The organism is Desulfofundulus sp. JL263-se (genome assembly GCF_056316025.1).
Genome location: NZ_CM149993.1, coordinates 709217 through 735336 on the forward strand (window position 1 = coordinate 709217; position 26120 = coordinate 735336).

Annotated in this window: 31 protein-coding genes and 1 pseudogene; 19 read left to right on the top strand and 13 right to left on the bottom strand. The window is 48.6% G+C overall.

Features of this window, described 5'->3' with window-relative positions; all coding sequences use genetic code 11:
- Positions 1-66: 66 nt before the first annotated feature.
- The 4 genes from ACX4JR_RS03615 to ACX4JR_RS03630 all read right to left on the bottom strand — a co-directional run bounded on the left by ACX4JR_RS03615 (position 67) and on the right by ACX4JR_RS03630 (position 2475).
- Complete coding sequence (locus tag ACX4JR_RS03615; protein ID WP_476059690.1) at positions 67-393, bottom strand: AzlD domain-containing protein; 327 nt, start codon at positions 391-393, stop codon at positions 67-69.
- Complete coding sequence (locus tag ACX4JR_RS03620) at positions 369-1040, bottom strand: AzlC family ABC transporter permease (RefSeq protein ID WP_476059691.1); 672 nt, start codon at positions 1038-1040, stop codon at positions 369-371. The genes ACX4JR_RS03615 and ACX4JR_RS03620 overlap by 25 nt, the downstream gene beginning before the upstream one ends.
- Before the next feature lie 249 nt (positions 1041-1289).
- Positions 1290-2111, bottom strand: coding sequence for an extracellular solute-binding protein (locus ACX4JR_RS03625; protein ID WP_476059692.1), 822 nt, complete (start codon positions 2109-2111; stop codon positions 1290-1292).
- A complete protein-coding gene (locus ACX4JR_RS03630; RefSeq protein ID WP_476059693.1) occupies positions 2101-2475 on the bottom strand; it encodes a PadR family transcriptional regulator in 375 nt (124 codons plus the stop codon). The genes ACX4JR_RS03625 and ACX4JR_RS03630 overlap by 11 nt, the downstream gene beginning before the upstream one ends.
- 176 nt (positions 2476-2651) lie before the next feature.
- On the opposite strand from ACX4JR_RS03630, the gene ACX4JR_RS03635 reads away from it, so the two are divergent.
- The 9 genes from ACX4JR_RS03635 to ACX4JR_RS03675 all read left to right on the top strand — a co-directional run bounded on the left by ACX4JR_RS03635 (position 2652) and on the right by ACX4JR_RS03675 (position 10919).
- Positions 2652-3101, top strand: coding sequence for a Spy/CpxP family protein refolding chaperone (locus ACX4JR_RS03635; protein WP_476059694.1), 450 nt, complete (start codon positions 2652-2654; stop codon positions 3099-3101).
- A 117-nt stretch (positions 3102-3218) separates the two neighbouring features.
- Entirely contained in the window at positions 3219-3908 is a 690-nt protein-coding gene (locus ACX4JR_RS03640) for a response regulator transcription factor (protein WP_476059695.1), read from the top strand.
- A complete protein-coding gene (locus tag ACX4JR_RS03645) occupies positions 3908-5671 on the top strand; it encodes an ATP-binding protein (RefSeq protein ID WP_476059696.1) in 1764 nt (587 codons plus the stop codon). The genes ACX4JR_RS03640 and ACX4JR_RS03645 overlap by 1 nt, the downstream gene beginning before the upstream one ends.
- A 68-nt stretch (positions 5672-5739) precedes the next feature.
- Positions 5740-6258 carry a nitroreductase family protein gene (locus ACX4JR_RS03650; RefSeq protein WP_476059697.1) on the top strand — a complete coding sequence of 173 codons (519 nt, stop codon included), beginning with the start codon at positions 5740-5742 and terminating at the stop codon, positions 6256-6258.
- Positions 6259-6502: 244 nt separating this feature from the next.
- Complete coding sequence (locus tag ACX4JR_RS03655; RefSeq protein ID WP_476059698.1) at positions 6503-7015, top strand: DUF6125 family protein; 513 nt, start codon at positions 6503-6505, stop codon at positions 7013-7015.
- A gap of 361 nt (positions 7016-7376) precedes the next feature.
- Positions 7377-8042: a Crp/Fnr family transcriptional regulator gene (locus tag ACX4JR_RS03660; RefSeq protein ID WP_476060463.1), complete on the top strand. Its 666-nt coding sequence runs from the start codon at positions 7377-7379 to the stop codon at positions 8040-8042.
- 419 nt (positions 8043-8461) lie between these two features.
- Positions 8462-9268, top strand: coding sequence for a DUF169 domain-containing protein (locus tag ACX4JR_RS03665; protein ID WP_476059699.1), 807 nt, complete (start codon positions 8462-8464; stop codon positions 9266-9268).
- 135 nt (positions 9269-9403) lie between these two features.
- The gene (locus ACX4JR_RS03670) at positions 9404-10399 is read left to right on the top strand and encodes a sulfite exporter TauE/SafE family protein (RefSeq protein WP_476059700.1); all 996 of its coding nucleotides are present in this window, start codon (positions 9404-9406) and stop codon (positions 10397-10399) included.
- 76 nt (positions 10400-10475) lie between these two features.
- A complete protein-coding gene (locus tag ACX4JR_RS03675; RefSeq protein WP_476059701.1) occupies positions 10476-10919 on the top strand; it encodes a hypothetical protein in 444 nt (147 codons plus the stop codon).
- A 31-nt stretch (positions 10920-10950) separates the two neighbouring features.
- Here the strand turns inward: ACX4JR_RS03675 and ACX4JR_RS03680 are convergent, their stop codons facing one another.
- Positions 10951-11103, bottom strand: a complete 153-nt coding sequence (locus tag ACX4JR_RS03680) for a hypothetical protein (protein ID WP_476059702.1) — start codon at positions 11101-11103, stop codon at positions 10951-10953.
- An 84-nt stretch (positions 11104-11187) separates the two neighbouring features.
- Positions 11188-12060 (bottom strand): HpcH/HpaI aldolase/citrate lyase family protein, encoded by an 873-nt coding sequence (locus ACX4JR_RS03685; protein WP_476059703.1) that lies wholly within the window; start codon positions 12058-12060, stop codon positions 11188-11190.
- A gap of 90 nt (positions 12061-12150) precedes the next feature.
- Between ACX4JR_RS03685 and ACX4JR_RS03690 the strand changes: the two genes are divergently transcribed.
- From ACX4JR_RS03690 to ACX4JR_RS03700, 3 genes are all read left to right on the top strand, one after another.
- Positions 12151-12645, top strand: coding sequence for a hypothetical protein (locus tag ACX4JR_RS03690; RefSeq protein ID WP_476059704.1), 495 nt, complete (start codon positions 12151-12153; stop codon positions 12643-12645).
- A 96-nt stretch (positions 12646-12741) separates the two neighbouring features.
- Positions 12742-14118, top strand: coding sequence for an NCS2 family permease (locus tag ACX4JR_RS03695; protein WP_476059705.1), 1377 nt, complete (start codon positions 12742-12744; stop codon positions 14116-14118).
- 124 nt (positions 14119-14242) lie between these two features.
- Positions 14243-14893, top strand: a complete 651-nt coding sequence (locus ACX4JR_RS03700; protein ID WP_476059706.1) for a ComEA family DNA-binding protein — start codon at positions 14243-14245, stop codon at positions 14891-14893.
- Between the two features lie 51 nt (positions 14894-14944).
- On the opposite strand, the gene ACX4JR_RS03705 is transcribed toward ACX4JR_RS03700, so the two are convergent.
- Positions 14945-15397 (bottom strand): helix-turn-helix domain-containing protein, encoded by a 453-nt coding sequence (locus tag ACX4JR_RS03705; RefSeq protein WP_476059707.1) that lies wholly within the window; start codon positions 15395-15397, stop codon positions 14945-14947.
- Positions 15398-15623: 226 nt separating this feature from the next.
- Here ACX4JR_RS03705 and ACX4JR_RS03710 point away from each other — a divergent pair, with 226 nt between their 5' ends.
- The 6 genes from ACX4JR_RS03710 (at position 15624) to ACX4JR_RS03735 (ending at position 21587) form a co-directional block, all read left to right on the top strand.
- Entirely contained in the window at positions 15624-15854 is a 231-nt protein-coding gene (locus tag ACX4JR_RS03710) for a helix-turn-helix domain-containing protein (protein WP_476059708.1), read from the top strand.
- Positions 15855-15960: 106 nt separating this feature from the next.
- Positions 15961-16125: an aspartyl-phosphate phosphatase Spo0E family protein gene (locus tag ACX4JR_RS03715; RefSeq protein ID WP_476059709.1), complete on the top strand. Its 165-nt coding sequence runs from the start codon at positions 15961-15963 to the stop codon at positions 16123-16125.
- Positions 16126-16359: 234 nt separating this feature from the next.
- Entirely contained in the window at positions 16360-17073 is a 714-nt protein-coding gene (locus tag ACX4JR_RS03720) for an ABC transporter ATP-binding protein (protein ID WP_476059710.1), read from the top strand.
- A 4-nt stretch (positions 17074-17077) separates the two neighbouring features.
- Complete coding sequence (locus ACX4JR_RS03725; protein WP_476059711.1) at positions 17078-19438, top strand: ABC transporter permease; 2361 nt, start codon at positions 17078-17080, stop codon at positions 19436-19438.
- A gap of 33 nt (positions 19439-19471) precedes the next feature.
- Entirely contained in the window at positions 19472-20659 is a 1188-nt protein-coding gene (locus ACX4JR_RS03730; protein WP_476059712.1) for an efflux RND transporter periplasmic adaptor subunit, read from the top strand.
- A gap of 118 nt (positions 20660-20777) precedes the next feature.
- Positions 20778-21587: a ComEC/Rec2 family competence protein gene (locus ACX4JR_RS03735; RefSeq protein ID WP_476059713.1), complete on the top strand. Its 810-nt coding sequence runs from the start codon at positions 20778-20780 to the stop codon at positions 21585-21587.
- Between the two features lie 502 nt (positions 21588-22089).
- Here ACX4JR_RS03735 and ACX4JR_RS03740 read toward each other — a convergent pair.
- The 6 genes and pseudogenes from ACX4JR_RS03740 to ACX4JR_RS03765 form a co-directional block, all read right to left on the bottom strand.
- Positions 22090-23133, bottom strand: a pseudogene (locus ACX4JR_RS03740) (recombinase family protein); the annotation flags it as partial.
- A 60-nt stretch (positions 23134-23193) separates the two neighbouring features.
- On the bottom strand, positions 23194-23745 hold the full coding sequence (locus ACX4JR_RS03745) for a hypothetical protein (protein WP_476059714.1): 552 nt from the start codon (positions 23743-23745) through the stop codon (positions 23194-23196).
- A 52-nt stretch (positions 23746-23797) separates the two neighbouring features.
- Positions 23798-24283 carry an ImmA/IrrE family metallo-endopeptidase gene (locus ACX4JR_RS03750; RefSeq protein ID WP_476059715.1) on the bottom strand — a complete coding sequence of 162 codons (486 nt, stop codon included), beginning with the start codon at positions 24281-24283 and terminating at the stop codon, positions 23798-23800.
- A 25-nt stretch (positions 24284-24308) separates the two neighbouring features.
- Positions 24309-24542, bottom strand: coding sequence for a type II toxin-antitoxin system HicA family toxin (locus ACX4JR_RS03755; RefSeq protein ID WP_476059716.1), 234 nt, complete (start codon positions 24540-24542; stop codon positions 24309-24311).
- Positions 24539-24787 (bottom strand): type II toxin-antitoxin system HicB family antitoxin, encoded by a 249-nt coding sequence (locus ACX4JR_RS03760; protein WP_476059717.1) that lies wholly within the window; start codon positions 24785-24787, stop codon positions 24539-24541. Before ACX4JR_RS03760 ends, ACX4JR_RS03755 begins: the two co-directional genes overlap by 4 nt.
- A gap of 155 nt (positions 24788-24942) precedes the next feature.
- A complete protein-coding gene (locus tag ACX4JR_RS03765; RefSeq protein ID WP_476059718.1) occupies positions 24943-25581 on the bottom strand; it encodes a helix-turn-helix domain-containing protein in 639 nt (212 codons plus the stop codon).
- A gap of 197 nt (positions 25582-25778) precedes the next feature.
- On the opposite strand from ACX4JR_RS03765, the gene ACX4JR_RS03770 reads away from it, so the two are divergent.
- Complete coding sequence (locus tag ACX4JR_RS03770) at positions 25779-26006, top strand: helix-turn-helix domain-containing protein (RefSeq protein ID WP_476059719.1); 228 nt, start codon at positions 25779-25781, stop codon at positions 26004-26006.
- Positions 26007-26120 lie beyond the last annotated feature (114 nt).

Consider the following 26120-nt stretch of genomic DNA (forward strand, 5'->3'; position numbering starts at 1 on the left):
TTATTTTTCGCCATTTTCCTGCCGTATGGCTGAATAAACTTTAAGCCCGCCGCAGGGCGGGCTTTATTAATTTAATTTCATAAAATTGATTAAAAATAGTGCAATTACTGCCGCTCCCAGGCTTAAGGGTATCTTTTTGGTAAAATAAGCTGTGGCTGCACCGGCCAGTACAACAACAATTTCACCCAAGTGCTGGGATGGAGCCAGTTTGGTTCCTTCGGTCAGGAGCGGGGGGACGACCATACTGGCGAAGATAACAATGGGCAGCAGCCGGAGCCATTCCTTTACCGGCGCCGGCAGTTTTTCCTCCTTGATTATAATAAAGGGAATAACTCTGGGCACAAAGGTAACAATGGCCATTCCGCCAATTATGAGCCAGATTTTTTCGCCCACATGTATACCCCCAATCCAATGAGAGACGAGGTAAGGCTGGCCACTAGCACTGCGGAGGAGCTGTATCCCCACAGGGTAAGGATAACCGCCGTCCCGGCTGCCAGCAGGGCGATAAGAATGTCCGTGCCTTTGGAAATTGACAGTACCACAATGGTAAGAAACAGGGCATATAGTACAGCTTCAATGCCAAAATCCTTCATGCCGGGAAAAACATTGCCAAGGAAGATTCCCACCATTGTGGAAAATTGCCACTGCAGGTACAGGGAGAAATTAACTCCCAGCACGTACCAGGAGGAAATCTTACCGGCTGAGGCGGCAATGCGCTGGGATGCCAGGGCAAATCCCTCGTCAGTCAGCAGGGCCCCGGTTAAAATGCGGTGCAGAAAGCTGCTTTTTGTGATTGCACCGGCAACGTAGGAACTCATGAGCACGTGGCGCAGGTTTATTATAAAGGTTCCAAAGACGATTGCTGCCGCGGTGGCCCCGGTATTGAGCAAAGTTAGGGCCAAAAACTGGCTTGCCCCAGCGAATACCAGGGTGGACATGCCGATGGCGGCCGTGGGGGAAAGGCCGCTGTCCAGTGCCATGGCGCCAAACAACATGCCTAGAGGGAGGAATTCAATGATAAAAAAAAGGGCGGATGCCATGCCCGTGACAAAATCTTTGAATATTGCACGGGGTTGGCTGCAAACGGAAAGCGACACTTGTTCACCAACTTTGTAATTTTAGTCATTTATACAATTAACCACTTCTCGGGACAAAAGTCAATGGGTAAGAGTTATATTCGGTGTCTCAAAATACGGGCCGTCCCTAATGTTATACATTGCCAGGTCCAGGACTATCACAATGCATACGAAGTAAAGAACTGAAATTACATTTTTTCTTTTTTTGCTTTCCTAGCAGGGAATTAAGCCGTTTTGTTCCAGTATTTCTTCTCCCCGCGGGCCCGTCAAAATATCAATAAATTCCTGGGCCAGTTCCTTTTGATTTGAATTCTTGGGAATTGCCACGGCAAATTCAATGGGAGCGCCTACAATTTCGGTGTCCAGGCCGGGGTAGCTGCCCTCAACAATAACCTTCGCCTGGGCGTAATAATCTGCTAAGCGGGGATCACTTAAATTAATTTCAGGTGGAAACTGTATATACTTGAGGTTTATCTGCTTGGTTACGGAAAGATACGCGAATCCGTAGTCAATTTTCCCTTGCAGCAGAGCCACTGCTAAATCAAAGGATTTTGGATATACGGTGCTCCAATTGTCTTCCAGTAATTTATACAGACCCGGCCGGTTGTAGAACTTCTCGGCCAGCTGCCACAGTATCAATGTCCGGTAGCCGCAGGGGTCAAGGTGATGGTCGGAGCGGCCGTACTTTAATTTGTCGTTGCCCAGTAAAACGTCCATCCAGTTTTCTTCATTGATCTTATCGCTGTCCACGGAAAACTCATCGAAGGCCAGCACCATCTGGTCGGTGGCAAAAACAAATGAAGTATCTACAAAGCGGGGAATTAAAATTTCATTAAACAATTTATAATCGGCCAGGGCAATGACATCCACGATTTTTCCCTCCGCCACCGCCCGGGCGCAGGCCCTGGAGCCGGCGTATTCCAATTCCACTTCCAGGTCGGGATATTTCTCTCTTAACACGTGAATGCACTCCTTCATGGGCTTGCGCAGGGCCCCGGCATGAAGCACTTTAAAGGAATTGAGATTACGTTTCATCCTTACCACCCCCCGGCTTAATAAGCTCCTTGTATAAAGCAAGGAAATATTCCAGCTGTTGTTTTTGCTGTTCGATTTTAAGGGCGGCCTGGCTGAGGGCCTCGATTCCCTTTTCCGTTATCTTATATAGCCTGCGGGCGGGCCCTGAATCCGAAGTTTGCCAGCTGGACTTCAGCAGCCCGTTTTTTTCCATGCGCCTCAGGTTTCTGTATATGGTTCCCGGCTCAACTTCTTCGGCGGGCTTTAGGTGGTTAAAATTTTGAATTAATTCGTAGCCGTGGGAAGGCTTTTTATAGACCAGTAAAAGCAAACCCGGCTGAATCATTTTATCCAGGGAAATATCTTCCCCGTTTTTAGCTGTCATGGTAAACCTCCCGGTAAATATATGCAATATGCACTTAGATAATTTGTAAATATATTACCAATTGCAAGATTAAATGTGCAACCTTAATTAATTCGGAATTTGTTCGGGATTTGTTCACAAAATGGTCAAAATTGGCGGGTAAAATAAAATCGAACGAAATGAGAGGAGGTGAACCGGTGAAGCGCAAATTATTACTGGTATCCATGGGCATGGTGCTGGCACTGCTTTTTGCCCAGGCTGCCTTTGCCTGGGGCGGCGGCCCGCGGTTTCTTTCCAGCGGCAGCTGGGTTAATATGGCCGACCGGTTGAATCTCACCGATGAGCAGGTGCAGAAGATACAGGACATTCAGAAAAAGGCTTTTACCAGCATGCAGGAGCAGCGCGCCAGGATGCAACAGTTAATGTTTGAGCTGCGCAGCCTGCAGTGGCAGCCGGGTGTTGACAGGGCCCAGGTTGAGGCCAAAATCAAAGAATTGAACGACCTGCGGCAGCAAATGTACGAGCAGCGCCAGCAGTACCGCAATGAAATAATGTCCCAGCTTACCAACGAGCAGCTGGCTGAAATGGTCAGGAGCGGCGGCTGCGGCTTCCGCGGCGGTTTCGGCTTCCGCGGGAGCTTTAAATAAAGATGTAAATGGCAGAAGGGGGAGGCCCGGCTCCCCCTTTTATTGTTATGCGCTTTTTGAGTTTTGGTGGTATACTTTTATAAAAATGTCCGGTATTTAAATGGGGGAATGTAACTCATGTCCGCCCGTACCATTCTGGTAGTTGAAGATGAAGAGCCGGTGCAGCAGCTGGTAAAACTTTATTTGGAAAAAGAGGGTTTTGTGGTGGATTTGGCCTCCGACGGGGAGGAGGCGGTTGAAAAGGCCAAAAGCATTCATCCCGATTTGATTTTACTGGATATTATGCTGCCCAAGATGGACGGCTGGGATGTTTGCAGGGAACTGAGGAAAACTATGTCTGTCCCCATTATTATGCTTACCGCCAGGGGGGACGAGTTTGATCGAGTACTGGGCCTGGAACTGGGCGCCGATGATTACATAGCAAAACCCTTCAGCCCCCGAGAGATGGTGGCCCGGGTCAAGGCTGTACTCCGCCGCGCGGTGCCGGGAAACTTTCATGACCCGCAGGTGCTGGATTTTAACGGGCTGCGCATTGACTACAGGAGCCGCCGGGTGGAGATTGACGGCAGGCCCGTGGAAATGCCCCCCAAGGAATTTGACCTTTTATGGTTCCTGGCCAGCCGTCCCGGGTGCGTTTATTCCAGGGAACAATTGTTAAACAATGTATGGGGCTATGACTATTTCGGCGATTCCCGCACGGTGGATACCCACATTAAACGTTTGCGGAAAAAATTGTCCCGGGTCGAGGGTATATGCCGGATAAAAACCGTATGGGGGTGCGGGTATAAGTTTGAGGTTGTGGAGTAATGTTTAAAAGCCTTTTCAGTAAATTAATGTCGTCATACCTGCTGGTTATAGTAAGCACACTGTTGGTTTTAGGTCTACTTATATCCCAGCTTTTTGCCGGCTACTACTATTCTTCCCGGGAAGAAGAATTGAAGAATAAGGGAATGGAAATGGCCGCCCTGATGGGCGAGTACCTGGAACGGGGGCAATCCGTGGAAGGGATTTTGGCTGGCATGGGGGGGCTGGTAAATGCGCAGGTATTTTGGGTGCGGCGGGAAGCACTGGATTTTGCCCGGGGCGGGAGGCCCGGAAGGCTTCGCCGGCTGTGGCTGGAACCTGCCGAAGTGGACAAAATTTTGCGCGGCAAGGTTATCACCCAAAAGGGGTTTATAACCAGGTTTGGTCAGGTGATGGTTACCGCAGCCGTGCCGGTGAAAGTTAACGGTGAAGTTGCCGGTGTCTTGCTTCTCTCCAGACCCCTTGCCGATATTGCCGATACGGTCAGTGCGGTGCGCAAGCTGATATTTATTGCCGCCCTCCCCACCACACTATTGGCCGTCGTCATCGGCTACTTTTTATCCCGCTCCATTTCCCGCCCGCTGCGGGATATGAGCGCCGCCAGCCGGGCCATGGCTGCGGGGGACTTTCGGCAGCGGGTCAATGTGAATTCGGAAGATGAAGTGGGACAATTGGCCCGGAATTTCAACTACCTGGCCGATGCCTTGAACAATACCATTAGCGACCTGTCGCGGGAAAAGGAAAAAATGGAGAATGTTTTGGCCAATATGGCGGAAGGAGTTATGGCCGTAGATTCGGAGCACCGCGTGATTGCTGTGAACCGGCAGGCCATTGAAAATTTCGGGCTGGATGAACATGATATTTTGAGCCGCCCGCTGGAGAAACTTTCCCTGCCCCGTGAACTGAAGAAACTGTTTGAGCAGGTGCTGCGCTCAGGGGAAACGGGAACCGTGGAAATAAATTTCAGCCAGAGAAAGATTTCTCTTCTTGCCCGTATATCACCCCTGCGGGAGCCCGGGGAGAATATTTTCGGGGCGGTGGGAGTCTTCCACGATATAAGCGAGCTGCGGCGGCTGGAACAAATGCGCCGGGACCTGGTGGCCAATGTTTCCCATGAATTAAGGACCCCCCTCACTTCCATCCAGGGCTTTGTGGAGGCCATGATGGACGGGACCATAGATAATGAAGAAGACCGGTTAACTTATCTCAATATCATTCACCGGGAAGCCGCACGCCTCAACCGGCTCATTCGCGACTTGCTGGACCTGGCCGCCATGGAATCCGGTAAAACCAATTGGAGCCTTCACTCCGTAAGCGTTGAAAAATTGGTAAACCGGGTTGTGGCCAAGCTGAAACCGCAGCTGGAGCGTCAGCAGGTTAAGGTTAAGAAGGAGATTCCCCCGGATTTACCTTTAATGCTGGCCAACGAGGACCGGGCGGAACAGGTTTTGCTGAATTTGCTCGGCAATGCCATTCAGTTCTCCCCGAAGGGAAAAACCGTGACCGTTGAGGCGCGGGCGGATCAAGGAGAGATTACCGTAAGTGTAAGGGATCAGGGACCCGGCATCCCGGAGGAGGAACTGCCGTATATTTGGGAGCGTTTCCACAGGGTGGATAAATCACGCTCCCGGGCCCTGGGCGGCACCGGCCTGGGCCTGGCCATTGCCAAACAAATTGTAGAGGCCCATGGCGGGAAGGTGAAAGTACAAAGCCAGGTGGGCCGGGGTTCTGTTTTCAGTTTTACCCTGCCTGTGGTGTCCCAATAGTTGAGGGGATTTGGGCAGAAATTTCTGGGTAACCTGATAAAAATTATAAAAAAGGGGGGTGTTTTAAAATGGAAGTCTTTGAAGCCATCAATGCCAGGACCTCGGTAAGAAAATTCAAGCCCGACCCTGTTCCCAAAGAGGACGTGGAAAAATTATTAAAGGCGGCCTTGCGGGCGCCAACTGCGGGAAATATCCAGCCCTGGTTTTTTTATGTAGTAACGAACAGCAAATTGAGAAACGCCCTGGCCGGGGCGGCACTGGGGCAGAAGTTCGTGGCCTCCGCCCCTGTGGTGATTGTTACGTGTGTCGAGCCCGAAGCCAGTGCAAAAACCTACGGTGACCGGGGAAGGAATTTGTATTGTTTGCAGGATACGGCGGCAGCGGTGGAAAATATGATGCTGGCGGCGGTTTCCCTGGGATTGGGAACTTGTTGGGTAGGCGCATTTAACGAAGGAAAAGTAGCGGAATTGCTCGATTTACCTGCAGGGCGCCGACCGGTGGCCCTGGTGCCCGTCGGTTACCCGGAAACAATAAATGGTCCTACTTCCCGCAGGCCTCTGGCTGAAGTGATGGAATACCGCGAGTAGGGGCAGCGGGTGCCGCTTCTATATCAATTCTATTGGGCACGAGTTAAAGCCGGTGAACATTTGTAGACATTTTTTAAAAAAATAAACAAGTCCCAAGAAATATTTGCATTGGGCAAGGAATCCAAATCATTAAAAAAACTTTAATACAGGATATTTCTATAATTTTCTGAATTTACGGGCACTAATTTTGCAAGAGGATTAAGACAGTTGGTTAATTAGCAATGGTTTTTAAGGAGGGCTTGCTGTGAAAGAGATAGAAAAATTTAGTAAGGAAGAACTTCACAACTTGCTGGTGGATTTTGCAAAGAGATGGCTGGCTCACGACGGCCTGTGGTTTCAAGCAGTGGAAAAGGCCTGGGGGATGGATGAGGCCATTGAGAGAGATAAGGAGGCCTGGGAAAGGTTCACTGTCCTCGAGGCCAAGAGAATAATGAAAATTCTCGGCATTGAGCCGGGCGGCGGGATACCTGCCCTCAAAAAGGCACTTCAGTTGCGCCTTTATGCCTTTATCAACAAGCAGGAAATAATCGACGTTGATGAAAATACCATTGTATTCAGAATGAACGAGTGCCGGGTTCAGTCGGCAAGAAAGAGGAAGCAAATGCCGGACTTTCCCTGTAAGCCGGTAGGACTTGTGGAATACAGCGGTTTTGCCAAAACCATAGACTCCCGTTTTGAAACAAGATGTATATGCTGTCCCCCCGATGACCACCCCGGGGAATATTATTGTGCATGGGAATTTAAACTTAAAGAATAAGTAAAGCCCCCTTTTCCAAGGGGGCTAAAAATTTTGAAATTTGTAGTCCGGGTCTAACGACATTTTTAGACAAGAATTGATTTTCCGCCTTGAAAAGGATATAATAAAACATGTGTTTAAATTTTACAGGATCCCCACCTTTCCTTATTTTTTAAAGTTTATAAATTTTCTACTTTTGAACTAGATTATCTTTAAAATAACCTTCCTCCTCCCCCTCCTTTAAAAGTGCCATTTGATAAAGTAAATTAATTTTATAGAAGAAAATTATTAACAGGGGAAAAATATTTAATGCAATAAATTTGTATATTATGATATAATAAACAATTGATTAGTATTGGGGAAGGAAGTGTAACCAGTGGAGATAACTAACCTTGACGTAAACCCTATTTTAGATGATCTTGAAAAGGCGATTATCAGGCAAGCGGGCTCCACTGTACATTACCCCAAAGGACATGTAATATTTGCGGCGGGAGATATATCCGACCGGGTTTATCTTATTGAAAGTGGTTGGGTAAAAATTTATCGTCTTTCCGCCGACGGGAAGAGGGTTACAGTAGGTAGTATTCGCAGTCCGGGGCAATTAATGGGTCTTGCGGAGACGTTGTTGGGCGTGGAGCGCACTTGTTTTGCCGGAGCTATTAGCAATATTTCCATGGTTACTTTGCGTAAGAGTCAGTTTGAAGAACTGTTGGCCAAACACCCGTTTTTGGCCATTAAGGTGGCCAAGATTTTAGCGGTGAGGATGCGGGAGGCCGAAGGATTGATTCATGAAATGGTATGCTGGCAGGCCCCCGGCAGGTTGGCGTTAATGCTTATAAAAATGGGCGACCGGTGCGGTAAGCGTACCAAGAATGGTATTGTTCTGGACGTACAGCTTACCCATGAGGAGATTGCCAGTATGGTGGGAACTTCGCGGCAAACGGTTACTTCACTGCTTAATACTTTTAAACAAGAAAAAAGTATTGCCTATGAGGGGCGCACTATTCGTATCGTAGATCCGGATAAACTGGCCAAATGGGTGGTATAAGGTAGTATAGCGGGAAGATAACAGTTTTTTGTCAGCCGCGGGACGTTGTCCCGCGGCGTTTTTTTGTTAATGTAAGTACGGTAAGTTCCTTTATGGGTGAGCTCAATAAAGAGCGCAGTATAATAACTGAGAGAAGAAAAATCAGAATAATTAAGCCGGACAGCTTGGCCAGGCGAATTAATTAAGGTCATCTTGGCGACATGCTTCTGTCAAGCAGGTGATAAAAGCATGTCGCCAAGATGACTTTTTTTTGTCATTTGCATGACATTATGGATGGATTAAGTTTGGTAATCTTAACAATAAGTTAAAGTTAATGTTGCAAAGATGTCATGGGAGAAGGTTGGCCAGGAGGCGATAATTTTTAAGCACGCTCTTCAACAGGTATAAAAGGGTTCTTAAGTACGGGAGGAGGGAAAAAGGTGTTATTAAATGTGGGAGAACTGGCTAAAAAAAGTGAATTGACAAATGTGGAAATGCAAGACGTCCTGGAGTACCTCTACAAATTGGATTACCACCCAGTGGCCATTAAGTTCTTTTTCGACCGGGAAGAGTATGAAAACTTTAAGGCTGAAAAGGTTCCCGGGCCCAAGATGACATTTTGTCAAATTGCCCTGGCTTCTCGCTTTAACAATTATATTGTAAAGGCGTCGGAAGATAATCTCCTGTGCGGCAATGCCAAGACGGTATTGGGGTTCCGGGAGGCAGAGGATGCGGAAGTTGACGGGCACGTGAAGTATACCGCTGATTGGGATTGGGCGAAGGAATGCCTGCTCAGTAAGCCCAAGTTGCCGCTGGGCAGATTAAAAGGTTTTGCCACTGCACCGTTAGGAAAAGCCAATTTTAAGCCCAGTGTGGTATTTTTCGTGGTCAACCCGTTGCAGGCGTATCATATTTTGAATGACTATGTGGGGGCCTGCAGGGAGCACCCGCTTACTTTCAAGCATACAATTAACTCTGCTGTATGCGGCGGGTGTGTGGTTTGCTACAACGATAATACAGCCAATATGAATACTATGTGCGCCGGAAGTTTTACTTCAGGTAAAACCGAAAAGGGCGAAGTTAACGTTTTTATACCCGGAAGTAAAATTGGTGACGTGGTCAGGCAACTGATTTACCGGGCCAATAGGTTCGGCGGTCCTTCCATGCTGGGTTCCCCCGGCCAGGAATACCCGGGCATGGACGCTTGTAAGAAGTGTCCCATGATTAAGTTTAAGGATGTGGAATAGGGAACAATTTTATCCTCGGGAGAGGGGTTTGATGATTAGAAGAAGGGAAGGTGAGATTTAAAAGAACGGTAATTTAGCAGTAATTAACCAGGAGGCTTAAAGCAGGAATTATAAAAAGGGGAGGCGAACTCATATATGTTTTTTCCTACTTCCGGAATTGAAACTAATCCAATTTGGATTGTATTATGGGGGATAATAACCGGTTACGTTTTTTCAACGGTGGGTGCTGCCGGTGCCGTTTTAACTCTTATTGGTCAGGTAACCCTCTTTAAACTGGATAAAATCATGCCCAAGCACCTTATGGCCCAGGGTATGGCCGAGGCAGCGGCCAAGGCTACCGCCAAGAATACCATCAAGGTGCATAATTTAATGGCGGTTATTCTGTCGCCAATAATTGCGGTGCCCAGGTATTTTAAAGAAAAGCGAGTGGCCATCCCGCTGGCGTTGTGCGTTGCCGCCGGGGTTGTATTCGGAGCCCTGGTGGGGCCCCAAATTCCCATGACTTTAAAACAGTACAAGTTCTGGTTCGGAGTTATAACATTTATAATCGGCTTGCGCCTTGCCTATGAAACTACAGAAACTTACCGGCAAAAGCGCAAGAAATTAAATGAGGTTTCCAAGGCCTTTGAGGCCAAGGTTAAGGAAATGAAGAAGAGCGGCAACTGGGAAGATCTGGCCAAGGAAGGTTTTAAGGTTACCAATTTTTCCCTTACCGAGCTGAAATTTACCTTCTGGGGTCAGGAATTTTCCATTAATCCCATTGCAGCAGCCATCGGTGGTTTCTTCATCGCCATTATTGCTTCCATGTTCGGCTTGGGCGGCGGTTTCATGCTGGTTCCCTATCTGTCCTCAATATTTGTGCTGCCCATGTTCATGGTTTCCGGTACTTCCATCCTTATCGTGCTTATTAACTCGCTGGTGGCCATTGGCAGTTACCTGGCCAAAGGAGCAACTCCCGACCTCTTGTACATGGGATTCTTCCTGGCTGGTGTCGCCGGCGGTTCCTACCTGGGGCCGGTATTTTCCAAGTACTATAAAGAAAAATACCTGCGCTGGCTGCTGGCTGTAGTGCTTTTGTTCTACGGTCTCAGGTTCATGGGTGTTTGGAAGGTTCTCGGCCTGGGTATTTAAAATCATATTAAACGGGTGGGGGCGGGTATTTCCCGAACCTGCCCAATTACCGTTTATTGAAAGTGGTGGTTAGGATATGGAACCATTCCTTGTTATAGCCCTGACTGCCTGCGGGTTGACTGTGTTATCTGCCTTTCTTTCCAGGGTAACAGGAAAGGAAAAGGAAATGAACAAGTGGTCGGAGGAAATTAAACGCTGCAGCGAGCTTTCCAGCGATGCCGAAAAATTAGGCCAAAAGGAGATTTATGTCGTTTTTCAGAAACGGGGCAACGAAGCTTTGCACAAGTATTATGCCGCCCTGTACTGCGAAGCGGTAACCGAGCTTTTTCCCCATGTCCTGGCCCTGGGTATATTTCAAAGGATTTATACTCAGGACGTTGTGCAATTTGGCTTTAACCTGTGGCCTTTTGGCGAAGGATTGGGGGCCACGGGGTGGTATATTATAAGCGTGCTGGTTTTCTACTTTGCCGTGCTTAAAAAGTTGAAAAGGCGGCTTCCCGTTTTAAAAACCGTAAAATAACGGGAACACCCCGGGTGTTATCCGGGGTATTTTATTCGGGGCTCGTGTCCACTTCGTCGTATGATAATGTGGTTACCCTGGTAAATTCCCCTTTTTTCTTCTCTTCGCGGGCAGCACCCTTTTTCAGGTAATCCTCATCTCCGGGTGCAACTATTGGCCTGTCTCTGTCTTTTCTCTCCTCCATTGCTTATGCTCCTTTTTTAAAATCATTTTAAACAAAATTATTTCCCGGGGCAGGTATCTTTATTAAATAAATAGAAGTTGATAGTTAATCACTGGCAAGCCCTTTGGCTTTGGCAATGGCCAGTACTTGCCGGGCCCTTTTGACAATGGGATATTCTACCATTTTGCCGTCCAGCTGGATTACCCCGGTGCCTCCGGCTTCTGCTTTTTCAAAGGCTTCTACAATCTTACGGGCCTGGGTGATTTCTTTTTCGGTGGGGCTGAATATTATATTTACAGGCTCAATTTGGTTGGGGTGAATGACCATTTTACCCTGGAATCCCAAATTACGGGCTCGTTTGGCATCCTTTTCCAGCAAGTCCGTATCCTTGATAAAGGGGCAAACTGTATCCAGGGGGGCTTCAATGCCGGCTGCCCGTGAGGCGACTACCAGCCGGGAACGGGCGTAAAAGAATTCATCTCCGGTATCGGAATACGGGGTGCCGATGTCGGTGGTGTAATCATTGCCGCCAAAGGCCAGCCTTTTAACTCTGGGAGAGACGCCGGCTATTTCAAAGGCCCTTTCAATGCCCAGGGCGTTTTCTATAAAAGGTACCAGTTCCAGCTTTTGCTGCGGCAGGTTATGTTGCCTTTCCAACAGTGACAGCAGCCAGTCAACGTGTCTTACTTCTTCGGCCGATTCCGTTTTAGCCAGGAAAATGCCGGTAATGGCCTTATCGATTACTGCCTGCAGGTCGGCTAAAATAAAAGGTGATTTTGCATCGTTAACCCTGACGAAAGTGGGTTTTGGCGGGGGGCTGGAGAGGAAGCCGGCTACCTGTTCCCTGGCGAAATCCTTTTGACTGAAAGCAACAGCGTCCTCAAGGTCGAGGATTACCCCGTCGGCTCCCAGGCTGTAGGCCTTGGTTATTTTTTTAATGTCACTGCCCGGGGCAAAAAGCATTGAGCGGTAAAGCATGGCAGAGTCCTCCTTCAAGAAGTTATTTTTCGTTTTGTTCTACAAGAGGTAAAATTTTTCCTTTAAATAACTTGTGTAAGGGGTGAAAAGTTGGCCCAGGTATATTTTCCCGATTTCGTCGGCCGGTCGGAAAAGGCGGTGGTAATGCTATTATCTTCCCTGAACGAAAAGTTGGACAGTGTTATACAGCGGTTTCATAGGGGCGAACAGGTGGCTTATCGTTTTGAATGGTACTTAAAAAAGGATAATAACCAAAATGATATGGTGGTATTTTCCCTGGAATTCGATTTGGGGGAAAGGGTATCCATCGGGCTTGCTCCCCATCACTGGAATTGCCTGCCTTATATTATTTCCCTTGGTTACCTGGTTCTCATGACGGACCCCGGTCTTTTAAGCGGGGGGGGTATTGCCGCCGGAGAGGATAATGAACCCCGGGCCCTGGTTATCCATAATGCTTTTTTAGGTTTGGATAATCTGGCTAAACAGGCCAGCGAAAGGATAAGTGCGGGGGAGGCGGGAAATTTGGATTTGTTGCTGAGATATCTAGAATTAGATCCCGGTGAAAAGGAAAAGCGGTACCATTGATTTTATGCCTGGAATAATACCGCTCATTTGATAGAAAAATAGGATAAGAAAGCCGGTTCAAAAAATTAAACAAAGTTATTTAAAAGGAAGAAGCAAATGCTGGAAAGGATCTTTAAGTTAAAGCAGTATCATACCGACGCCCGCACGGAAATTGTTGCCGGCCTGACCACTTTTATGACCATGGCCTATATTCTTTTTTTAAACCCTAATATTTTGGCTGCTGCGGGCATGGACAAGAATGCCGTCTTCTTTGCTACCGCCGCGGCCGCGGGACTGATAACCATTGCCATGGGGCTGGTTGTTAACTTTCCCATTGCTTTGGCCCCGGGTATGGGCCTTAATGCCTACTTTGCCACTGTGGCCGCCCAGCATGTGGGAATACCGTGGCCGGTAGCCTTGGGGGCGGTTTTTATCTCGGGAATTCTGTTTATTATTTTAACCGTTACCAGGATCCGCCAGTTGCTGGTAGTGGCCGTGCCTGATTCCATAAAGCGGGCCATTATTGTGGGAATTGGCCTCTTTATTACCATGCTGGGACTGAAAATGGCCGAGTTTATGGTAATAAAAGCCGGGCCGGTGACCCCATCTACCCTGGAGACCCTCGAAAAATCCGGGGGTATTGCCTCTTTGCGCTTTTTTGAATGGAATATTTCCCTGGGGTCCTTTGACAGCTCCGTAACTTTATTGGCTTTGATAGGCCTTGTTATTTCGGCCCTGCTGATGGCCGGAAAAATCAAGGGGGCCCTTTTACTTGGCATTATCATTACCACTTTAATCGGCATTCCCCTGGGAGTGACCCGGGTGCCGGAAAACTTCAGGCCCTTTGTCCTGCCCGATTTTACCAGGCTGGCGGTGGGTAACCTGGACCTGGCCGGGGCGCTGGATATGGGCCTGTGGTCGATAATTTTTACCTTCACCTTTGTAGAACTTTTCGATACCTTTGGTACCCTGGTGGGAACCGCCGGAAAGGCCGGCCTGCTGGATGAAAACGGCTGGTCCCCCCGCCTGGGCCGGGCCATGTTGGTAGATGCCTGCGGCGTTTCTTTTGGTGCCCTGATGGGAACCAGTACCGTTACCGCTTATATTGAAAGTACTGCCGGTATTGCCGAGGGAGGCCGTACCGGCCTTACTGCTGTAACCACCGGTCTTTTATTCTTGCTGGCTCTGGTGATGGCGCCGGTGGCCGGATTGATACCGGGGGCGGCTACTGTCCCGGCGCTTATTATCGTCGGGTTCCTTATGGCCCAGGCCGTAAAGGATATTAATTTTGAAGATTTTACCGAAGGGCTGCCGGCTTTTTTGACCATAGTGCTTATGCCCTTCACCGGTAGCATTGCCAACGGTATTGCCGCGGGAATCCTTTTTTATTTCCTGCTTAAATTGTCCGCCGGCCGGGTTCGGGAAGTGCACTGGCTGATGTGGATTTTGACCGCCCTTATCCTGGCCCGCTACTTATTCCTGGCGGGGCAATAGAGCTTTCGGTGAGACGGATAATGGAAATAAGTCCCGGTAAAAAAGAAGGAATTAGCGCTCCTACAGTCGAATTTTAAGAGGCCGGGAAGAAGGTGGGAGCATCTATCAGCTGGAAAGAAGACACTTGGCTGTAATCCTGGTGGTCATTGCCCTGGTAATCTTTGGTGCCGGGTACAGGCTGGCCCAGATTCAAATGATGGGGATCTCCCGGGAAGAGGACGTGTTTTGGGACTCCCGGTTTCAGAACCGGGAGGTACAACCCGGGGATGCGGGTGAGAAGGAGGAAGAAAAACAGAAAAAGGAAATAGTGGTTCACGTGGTGGGGGCGGTGGAAAAGCCGGGAGTTTATAAACTTCCTGCGGGATCAAGGGTGGTGGATGCCGTAAATGCCGCTGCGCCCTCCCCGGATGCCCGGCTGGAGCTTCTGAATTTGGCAGCCCCGTTACTGGACGGCCAGCAGGTGGTGGTTTTTTCCGAAGAAGATTGCCAGAAGTTAAATAGGGGCGGGCCGGTAACCCCGCAGGTTGGTATCTATTCCGGGTCAGCCTTTTCACCGGCAATGGGGTCCGCAGCCGGCGGTGGTTTGATAAATATAAATTCTGCCGGTCAATCCGAGTTGGAGACGCTGCCGGGGATTGGTCCTTCCCTGGCCCAAAGGATTATCGATTACCGGAATGCCAACGGGCCGTTTCTTTCTCCCGAGGACATAAAAAATGTGTCCGGGATTGGCGATAAAAGATTTGAGCAGATTAAAGATAAAATAACGGTCAGATAATATAAAGCACCCGCTGTACGGGTGCTTTATATTTGGGGGGAGGTACGAAAATCATTCTCCGGTATCATCATGGCCGGTGTCCGGTTTATTCGGCCGTTGCGCCGCTTTTTTTTTGGTTCTTTCAGGCGGGCCATATTTTGCTATTGCTTCCTTAAAAAGTAGAAACTTTATGTCGTCGGGTAGATTATATTCATATATTATTTCGGATAAGCGCAAAAGTGCGTCGGCAAGGGTTTTTTCGCGAAAAGGAGCATCAAAATCAACCTGTTTACCGGCATATTCGGAAACGCAATTATTTTTTTCCGTTGTTGAGAGTAATTCTTCGCAACTTACATTTAAAGCCTTGGCAAGTGCCTGAAGGGTATCAAGGGAAGGTTTGCTGCGCCCGGCCTCAATATCGGCGATAAAAGAATGCGACAGATGGGCGAGTTTGGCTAGTGCCCTGAGTGATAAATTTTTACTTTTCCGTAACTGTTTTAATCTTTTACCAATATTGATATCCATATTATACCACCCGTTCGGTATAGCCGTACTAAATATTATAATGTATATTATTTTTTCTTGCATAGTTCGCATGTACGTTAATACCGACCGTAGAATTTGGAGATTTTTAAAGTAAAACGCAAGATAAATTAAGTTTATAGGTTATAAATGGTAGCTATTAACATACAATGTCATTTACAAATGGTTGGTTATAGCATACAATTTGTATAGAGGAGGGGGGTAAGTTATGATAGGGGAAAAACTCAGACTTTTACGCAATAAAAAAAATTTTTCTTTGCGCAAGCTTGCTGCAATGACAGGGCTTTCCCATAGTTTCATCTGTGACATTGAACGCGGCAGGTGTAACCCGTCTATCAATAATTTGAAACTCCTGGCTGATGCTCTTGGGGTTGAGCCGGAATTTTTTTTGCGCAGTACTGTCGTTGAAAACGACCAGAATGATGAAAAAGTTGGGTGAGTACCCAGGAAGCTGGACATTTTTAGTTTAAAAATCCTTTGCTGTCACCGGCAATGCCAGGGTTAATCTCGAAGAAAATTTTACTTTAACCGGGGTGGAATATTAGATGGATAAAAATAGTCAAAAAGAGGTCGAACAAAAAATTGAAGAGTTGCGGGGGATATTGAATCACTTACCGGTTCCCTTTACAAGCAGCGAGATATTAACCCTGAGCCGAAAATTGGATAATTATATCGTTGCGTATTATAAAGTCCTTGAAAGCGAAGAGTGAGTGGCCTGTGTCACAGGAGTAAAGGGTATAAAGGGGCAAAGGGCGTAAAAAATTACGGTAAGCTGGATATATGAGAAGAGAAAAGCAATGACGAACCGATACTGCCGGTTATGCTCATTGCTTTTTTTGTTATTACAGTTTTATTTTGGGGTGTTGCGGGCAGGAAAGATGGAGGATATGATTATAGCATAGATACCGCACGGCGGGTAAGGGAAGAAAAGCGAAAAGAGGGAAATGATGGCGCGGGAAGTACAGGTCAGCCTGCGAAAAGTTTTTAAAAACTACAGCATGGGTGAAGTTACGATACAGGCCCTCAGGCCCACCGACCTGGAAATCTACCGGGGAGAAATCTTGGTATTGCTCGGCCCGAGCGGTTCGGGAAAGAGCACGCTTTTGAATTTAATCGGCGGGATAGACCGCCCTTCCGGCGGTCAAATCGTGGTAAACGGGCGGGATATAACTTCCCTGAATGATGATGCCCTGACAAATTACCGGAGAGATGAGGTGGGATTTGTTTTCCAGTTTTTCAATCTTATTTCCAATCTGACGGTGCGGGAAAATGTTGAGCTGGCCGCAGAAATTGCCGGACAGAGCCGGCCCGTGGAACCGCTGTTGGAAAAACTGGGGCTCGGGGTTAAAATGGATCACTTTCCCTCTCAATTGAGCGGCGGTGAGCAGCAGCGGGTGGCCATTGCCCGGGCCCTGGTAAAGGAACCGGAATTGTTGCTCTGCGACGAGCCCACCGGTGCCCTGGATTCCACCACCGGCACGAGGGTTCTGGCCGCGCTCTGGGAAATTAATCGCGAAGCGGGGAAAACATTAATCATTATTACGCACAATGTTCCCATTGCAGCAATGGCCGACCGGGTTATTTACCTGCGCGACGGGTACATTGAAAAGATCGAGATCAATAGTGAGCCCCAGAATCCCTTGTCAATAAGTTGGTGAGTTCATGGTTCTGACAAAAAAGCTCTGGCGGGACATTCTCGAGTACAAAGGGCCGTTTTTTGCTGTCACGCTGCTGGTGGCGCTGGGACTGGCCCTCTTCAGCGCCAGTTACCTGTCGTTTGCCAATTTAAAATCTTCGGTGGAAAAAAGTTATGACCGGCTCAATTTTGCCGATCTCACCGTATACCTGGCCGGGGCCCCGGCCTCCCTGGCTGAAAAGGCCCGGCAGCTGCCCGGAGTGGATAAGGCCATGGGACGCATCAGCCGTGACGTGCCCATGGACGTGCCCGGCTCCGGCCGGCGGGTTACGGCACGCTTGCTTTCCCTGCCGGAAATTAATGAAGACCGGGTTAATGACTTGCACCTGGTGAAGGGGTCTTGGTTAGACCAAGGTGGTACCGGGGAGTTGCTGGTGATTGAAGAGTTTGCCGAATTTCACGGCTTGATTCCCGGCGACCGGGTAAGGCCTGTTATTGATGGAGTGCGCAGGGAGATGACGGTAAAGGGCATTGTCATTAGCCCTGAATACCTGTATCTATTGCGGGACCGGCAGCAGATGGCCACTTCGCCCCGGGATTTCGGCGTCTTTTTTATGAGCAGGACCACTGCGGACAAGTTTTTCGGTACGGCAGGGACAATAGACCAGCTGGCCGTTACTTTACAGCCCGGGGCCCGAAAGGAAGCTGTTAAAGAGGAGCTGGAACGGTTGTGCCGGGGATACGGGTACCGGCGCATTATGGAGCGTGAGCAGCAGCCCAGTTACAGTGCACTGGACATGGAGATGCAGGGGCTTTCGGAAATGGGCGTAATGTTTCCTGTTTTATTTCTCGGCGTTTCATCGATGATCATTGTGGTGCTAATGGTGCGCATTGTAAGGCAGCAACGTACAGAAATAGGGTTGCTGCGCACCCTTGGCTGCCCGCCCTCGAAAATTATGCGCCACTACCTGAAATTTGGCCTTCTGGTGGGTGGCGCCGGCGCGGCCCTGGGATTGCCGGCCGGCTGCGCCCTTTCAGTGGCCATGACCCGGATGTATGCTGAGTTCTTCAGCATCCCTTACTTTTCCAGCGGTGTTCACCCTGCGGTACAGGCGGCGGGGATTGTTCTGGGGCTGGGATCCTGCACCCTTGCCGTCTTGTATGCTGCCCGCCGGGCGGCACGCCTGGAACCGGCCGAGGCCATGCGGCCGGAGGCACCGGCAGCCGCGGGAAGTAAGCGGGTGGCCCGGTCTGCTTTTTTGCAGTGCCTGGGCATACTCTGGAAAATCCCGGCACGAAATTTGTTTCGCCATCCCTGGCGGTCGGCATTTACATCTCTCGGGGTTGGCATGGCCCTTTCCCTGTTAATAACGTCCGGTTCTTTTTATGATGCATTTGAGGTTATTATCGAACGATATTTCGAAAAGGTTGTCGCCTATGATGTCCGGGTAAACTTAACTTCACCGCTGAGCATGAATGTTGTCCGTGAAATTGAAGGGTGGGCGGAGGTCAGTCGGGCTGAGCCCGTACTGGAGCTGCCCGTTCGATTACGCTTGGGCGGGCGGGAATATGAAACGAAGCTGACAGGCCTGCAAAGGGATAGTGAAATGTACCGCCTGTACGGGCCTGATGGGAACCGGGTGCGGGTGACCGGTGCCGGCATATTATTGTCTACCGGTGTGCAGCGGGAAATCGGCGCTGCCCCGGGGGATGTGATAGAAATTGAGCCTCTGTTTCCGGGACTGCCCGGGGGCAGGGTTAAAGTGGCCGGGCTGGTGGATTTGCCGGTGGGTAGTGCCGGGTTCATGCCCCTGGAAGAGGTGCAATCGCTGTTCCGCCAGAACGATGCGGTTACGGCTGTAATGGTGCATACCCGCGGGGGCGGTATCAGCTCGCTGCGGGAGCGTACGGGTGACTTATCTTCGGTGGCCGGCATTGAGGATACCGCCGCTGCCAAAAAGGACATTACCAAATGGCTTGAATTTACTTACGCCTTTATAGGTGCCATGGTTGCCTTCGGGATGGCTCTGGCGGGGGCCATGGTTTACAGTATTGCAGGTATCAATACAACGGAACGCCTTCCCGAGTTTGCCACGTTTCGCCTGATTGGAATGGACAAACAACTGGCGGGTGCCCTGCTGAAAAGGGAAATGTTTATCCTGGTCATACCGGGCTTGATTTTGGGTGCGGCGATAGGGAGGTTACTGGTCGGCGTTTTTGCCGCTTCCTACAGCAATGATTTAATGACCCTTCCCGTAATAGTGTTGCCGCGAACGTACCTGTGGTCGACGCTGGCCGTCGCCGCTGCCGTGATGCTGGCTCTGTTGCCGGCGGTGGGAAGAATCAAGGCGATTGACGTGGCCGAGGTCGTTAAGTGCAGGGATTAAGCTGCAGTTAAGCATATTGAGGGGGGAGTTCCCTTGCAAAAAAAGCGGCTGTTTATGGGACTCGGGGCCGTAACAGTAGTTATGTTGGTTGTGTTGGGTTATTTGTTGGGCCCCCGGGAGAAAGTGAAAACGGCGGAAGTACAAAGGGAAAGCCTGGTTATAGCGGTGCGCGGTGAAGGCCTGGTCCGGCCCCGGGACGCGGCCAGGGTATATGCCGCCGTGGCCGGTAAAGTGGAACGGGTAGCGGTTGCACCCGGTGATAAAGTTAAAAAAAATGATATACTGGCGGTTTATGATTTGTCATCTTTTACCGCTGAAGTTAACCGTTGTCGTGCCGAGCTGGAGGCCGCCAGGGCGGAGTTTGCCGGCCGGCGGGCGGAGAGCGAGGCGGCCGTCGCGGCGGCACGCCTGCAGCTGGAGCGCTCCCAGGATTACTTTGCTAAAATAGAAAAATTATATGTACAGGGAGCCGCAACGCAGGAAGAGCTGGCCGAGGCCCGGCAGGTGCGGGATTTGGCTGTCCAGGAACTGCGGCGGGCCGGAGCCGTACAGCAGGGCGTTGAAGCGCTGGCGGCTCGGGTTGAGGCCGCCAGGGCCGCGCTGGCTCTGGCTGAAGACCGGCTGTGCCGGGCCGTGGTAAGGGCGCCCCGGGGCGGGGTAGTGCTGGAAAAGTCGGTTGAGGAAGGGATGGTTGTATCCCCGGGCACGCACCTTTTTACCATAGGCGATCCTTCCGATTTAGAGATAGAGGCCGAGTTCTCCCCCGGTGAGGTAGGCGGGATACAGCCGGGTCAAGAGGCTCGGGTATATCACCTGGCGGGGGGACCGGCAGTAGCCACGGGACGGGTAACGCGGGTTAATCCTACGGGAAAAACCTCCGTTTCGACGCTCGGGGTGAAAGAAACCAAGGCGGTGGTAAAAATCGCGCTGGATGAAATTAAGGGGCACTTGCAGCCCGGTTACGAGGTAAATGTTACGGTTATTATAAAAAAGACTCCCCCGGTGAAGGCAATTCCAGAAAGCGCCGTGTTCACCAGGGACGGCAAGCTCCATGTTTATACGGTATCCCGGGGACGTGCCCGCCTGGAAATTATCAAGGCGGGGTATACCGCCGGCGGTCTTGTTGAGGTGCGAGAAGGCCTGTCCGCCGGCGATCTGGTAATTATTAATCCCAATGACCGGCTGCGGGACGGAATGCCGGTTAGGATAATGACTGATTAACTGGCAGGCATTCTGCTGCGCAAACTGGCAGAAAAATACTCTATATTAAAAGGGAATGTCTTTCCCGTAGTCGAAAACTTGCAATAGTTATGAATAGCCGGTGTGGGGAAAATAAGTTATGAAAGAATTAGGAGCGAATTTGCTCAATTATTATAAAGAAGTTACTGCCACAAGCCGGCCTTTGTTGGTATTGGTTTTAGCCTATGTGCTTGGTATTTTAGTGTCCGGAGTTTTAGAGTCCGGGCTCTTTTTAATTTTCCTTGCTTCCTTTGGTGCTTTGTTGCTGGCCGCCTGGGGCTTTATTGCCGGCTGGCGGGTAACCGGCCGGCTGGTATTGGCACTGGCTTTTTTATCGGGCTTGTTAACGGGCGGCCTGGCCTGGAGGGGAATAGACTACAGCCTGTTAAAATATTGCAACCATTATGTAACCCTTGAAGGAAGGGTGGACCGGGCGCCGGAATTTCGCCGGGACTCCGTTGAATACGTGCTTCGAATTCAAAGCGTGCAAGTCGGCGGCGAAAAATTTCAGGAACCGGGGAAGGTACTGGTCAGAGTAGCGGGAAAAGCGGGAAAGTTCGGCTACGGGGACAGGCTCAAGGTTAAAGGCGTTTTGCGCCGGCCTACATCTTCCGGAAACCCGGGGGCGTTTGATTACCAAAAGTATCTCGAAAGGCGCGGAATAACCGCCGTTATTTACGTTAAGGGTAAAAATGTGCAAAGGGTGGAAGGGGCGTCTTCCGGGCCCTTGGGCCTGGCGCTGTTACTGCGCGACGAGATAATGGAAGTTAACAGGGAAACCCTGCCCCCCGTTCACGCGGCCATGTTGAACGGGATGATGTTCGGCTGCCGGGGGGAAATTCCGCGGGATTTGCAGGAAGCCTTTTCAGGGGCCGGCCTGGCCCATGTGACGCCAGTGGTGCAGCAGTAAAACCACCGCCCCCGCCCGGGGGAGGGTCATTCAATCCAGGAATAATACATTCGATATCCAGGTGTATCGACCCGTCCTCTCGTGTATCCACCCAGATCGTCTTCACCAGTTTCATGAGGAATTCCCTTTTTTCTTCAAAGGGAGCATTTAATATACTGTGGACGTCGATTCCCCGGTAACGTTCTATCAGGGCTTTTACGCCGTTGACTTTGTTATCCTCTATTGAAATCTTCAATCTTAATTCTTCAGCTTTGCGCTCCAAATCCTGGCGGCGTTTCTTAAACTGGTTCATTTCTTTTCCCAGGTCTTCAAGCTCAATCATTTCCTCACGGTAAGCTTTTAAGATTCTTTCTTTTTCATTATCGCAACGTGATATGGCTTGCTCGATTTCTTTTAATTTTTCATTCAGTTCATTTTTAATGTTTTCTGTAAAATTGCTTTGAGAACCAATAGCTTCTTGTAATCTGTCCGGGTCGGACAATATATTGGCCAGGTGTTCCAATACCCTGGTTTCCAATTCGGCTCCTTTTACCCACGAAGTACTGCATTTTTCGAGCTCCCGTTCCGGGTAACGGCATGCGGTGGCATTCTTAACGCAGCGGTAGTAATGTTTTTCTCCGTGGGGCTTTCCAATTTTTTTGCCGTTTTTTCGTTTATATAAATATTGTGTGGTCCCGCCCATGTCCCAGCCGCATTTTTTACACTTCAATAGGCCGCGGAGCAGGTACTGGCGGATGGTGTTGCGGTGTATCATGCTCCGGCGTTCCTTTAGCAGCTCCTGGGCCCTGTCAAACGTGGCCCGGTCGATTATTGGGGGAACGAAAACTTTAACAGAGGTTTTTCTGCTTGTATATACCCATTCTCCAACATATACGGTTTTGGTTAAAATCGAGTATACCCTTTCACCGTCCCACTTTCCGCCCTTCTTTGTAGGCCGGCCGAGGGTTTTGAGGGTTTTCGCTACTGTTATGGTGCTCGCGTCTGGCTTGATGTATTCGGAAAAAATCAGGCGGACGGTCTCTGCTTCCTGCTCGTTAATCACGAGCTGCCCGCTTTCCCGGTCGTAATCGTATCCCAGGGGCGGGTTGGACAGTACTACATAGCCTTCTTTGGCACGGCGCAGTTTACCCAGCTGCGACCTCTCAATAAAGGTATCCCTTTCCAGTTGGGCTATTGACCCCAGCAGCGAAAGCATGAACTTGCCGATGGGGTTTGACGTGTCGAAAGGTTCGGTAACGGAACGAAAGGCGACACCCAGTTGATCAAGGTGGTCCACAACCAGCAGAAGGTCTTTTACGCTGCGGAAGAAGCGGTCTATTCTGTAGACGACTATTAATTGAAATTTCCCTTTTGATGCATCTTCCAGCAGTCTTTGAAGGGCGGGCCGGTCCTGTGTGGTGCCTGAATAGCCGGGGTCCACGTATTCGTCATAGATTTTGTACTGCATGCTCCGGCAGTAGTTTTTGAGAAGGTCCAGCTGGGATGCAATACTGAAGTTTTCCGATTGTTCTTCGGTTGAGACACGCGCATAGATGGCCACTTTCATTTATAGAGTCAACCTCACATTTCTAAAAAAGTTTTGATATAAAGATCTTTTTGTGTTACATCAATCAGTGAGTAACCATTTGTACATAAGTCCCCATTCACTTACTTTTTCGTTTTGCCCTGTGAACCATAGGGCCTCATCCGATGATTCCTTATCGACAATATAGACTAGCGCGTTATCCTCGCTTATATCTGGTTCACCATATTTGTCTCGAACTTTATCTAAAGGATCTCTTATTTTTATTCCCCGGTCAGAGCACATCTTGTCGTTTAATACTCTGACGTAATTAACACCTCCACCGGTAAAATAAGTATCATATTTTTCATACAGAGATACTTCCAACTTTTTATTGTTATAATTTAGATTCACTATTGGTTCATGTTTTTTTTCGATTGATGTGGGAGTGCCAAGGATATTAATTACTTGTTGTCTGGTCATATGAAGTCTAATCCCGTTTAAACTGTAACCTTTCTCATCTCGCTTTAAAACTATTTTACAATCTGCCTCTTTCAAGTTTTCCCCTGGTGAGTTTTCCTTAGTTTGTTTAAACAAGTTGCATCCACTTAAAGTTATTAATATGGCAATTAGAATTAATAGAATATTTTTATTCACGTAAAAATCACCCCAATTAAAAGCTATTTTTAAAGTAATTTATAATGTCTCTCTATTTTAACTTTTGCCCAAAATACCGGGCTTTTCTTTTTATGTATCCAATTTTATGCAAGACAAACCAGTGCTCCACGTCAAAGTGTTCAGCTAGTTCATGGACTGTATTAATACCATCTTCTATAACTCGCCAAAATTCGACATCCGGCATTAAAATACTTGTCGCCCAGTCGAGCGCCTTTCTCTCGTCCTGGGCGACTATCGCCTTGATATTGCCCCTTTTGCAGTGGTTTAAGTTCATGTAATTCTTTCTATGGAAAGCAACATGTCCCGGCCGGGGCGGGTAAAGTATATGGCCTAATTCTTCCGCCAGTATGCATTTGTGCTGCCGGGACTTGTCCCTCAGCGAAACATCAAGGTATATGCAGGGCGGCCTGGTATAACCAAGCAATTCAGGATGCAAACTGCGAAGGTCGGAATAGTATATCCGGGCACCCATTCGGTCGGCAAAGTCAAGCAGATAATCTAAATCGACTACACCCATGATGCTTTACCACCTAATGAAACAATTACTTATCCAAGAGTTTTTTAAATTCTTCTATGCTCAGGCCTGCCTGACGGAGAATAGAACGCAGCGTGCCAGCAGGGAGGTTTCTTTTACCATGGACAGGTACAACCACAAGTCCGGAAATACCGGCTTTCCGTAAATAATGATGGCTGCCGCGTACATGTGAAATAGAGAAACCCCCACGTTCAAGAGCTTTTAGGACTTCTTTGCCACTGACCCGAGGTAAACGAGTCATGGCGCTGTTATCTCCATTTTAATTAATTCAGCATCAGTATCACCCGGGGGGACAGGTATTCCTTCTTTTTTAGCGGATTCCAGGTAACCCAGGATAGCTTCCTTTGTTGATTCTAAAGCTTCTTCGCGTGTTTCGCCGAATGTGGAAAGATAATTAAGAGACGGTACATAAGTAACCCAAACACGTTCTTTCGGATCCCATTCAATTAAAACATTGTACCGGTATAACACTTTCTTTGAAGTCACAATGACCACCCTTTCTCTAACATAACCGGCAGGGAAGGCATTTATATAGTCACCTCGACTTCACGTAACAGCAAGGTAAGCGGTTCAGCAATAATATAACCGTCTTCACCCGGGTAAATAGTAACCGGAAATTTCATTCGTTGAATCCTCCTTTTTTAGTCCTCCTCTTCTTTCTTACGCCCAATCTGCCCTGGCACCCTTGGCCCATGGGCGGCTTCATGTGTTTCTTCCGGGAATTCCGGCTTGCCGTAGTGGTCAACCGCCCGGTGCATGAGGTAGGTGGCTTCTTCTTTAGTTAAGTTATGCTCGTAAACAATGTTTGATATTTTTATCATGGCCTCGGCCAGGCTTATTTCATCCCTGGGTACCAGCTTCTCCAGGCCGGGCCGGTACTCGGTTTTTTCTTCCGCAACGCAAGAAAACTGTTCATGCTTTCTCTTTTCTTCTTCCTGCCGGCGCACTACATCCAGGGCCCACTTCCAATGGCCGGCCACCAACTCCTGTTGGTCCTCCGGGAGATCGGCGACTTCCTCGATAAGGTTTATTATAAGGTCGGAATTGGATTTTCTAATATTTTCTTTTCTGAATGAAGGAGGAGATGGGTCATTGGTACGTCCCAGGAGATAATCCGTTGAAGTGCCTAAAATATCGGCAATTTTGGAAAGCATTTCAGCATGAACCCTTCTCCTGCCTTTTTCTATGTCATATATGTACGTTGTGGAAACATTTAACATGGCGGCCAATTGGGGGCCGCTTATTTTTCTTTTTTTTCTCATTTCTTTTATGCGCAACATTTTATATACTTCCCCTCAAGCTATTAGCTATATATAGCTTATCAAAATAAATTTCATAGCGCAACAAGCAAGTAGCCGCAATACCAAGAAATATAGCGCAATACGCCAGAATGTAAAGATAATTTAACACACATAGCGTTATTTAAATTTGTTATATCGCGCGATTTGTTATATCATTTCCTTAAGAGGTGATAGTTATGCGCAAGTTTTCCGAAGTCGTTAAAAAAATGATGAATGAAAAAGGTATTACGATTGCCCAAATAGCAAATAAAACTGGTTACTCCTGGGCCTACATCAATGATCTTCTCAAAGGTCGTCGCCGTTGGAATGAAGAGACGATGACTAAGGTAAGTGAAGTTGTTGGGCTTATTATTTCGTTTGAACCGAGAGAAAATCTGGAACTCACTGGCACCGATAACAACTAATAATATCCTGGCGATGACACCCTAATGTTTTATATGGTTCCGCTTAAAGTCATTTCTAATTAAGAAAAATTAAATTATATGGAAAACCTTTCCTTTATTTTAACATTAGTTAGC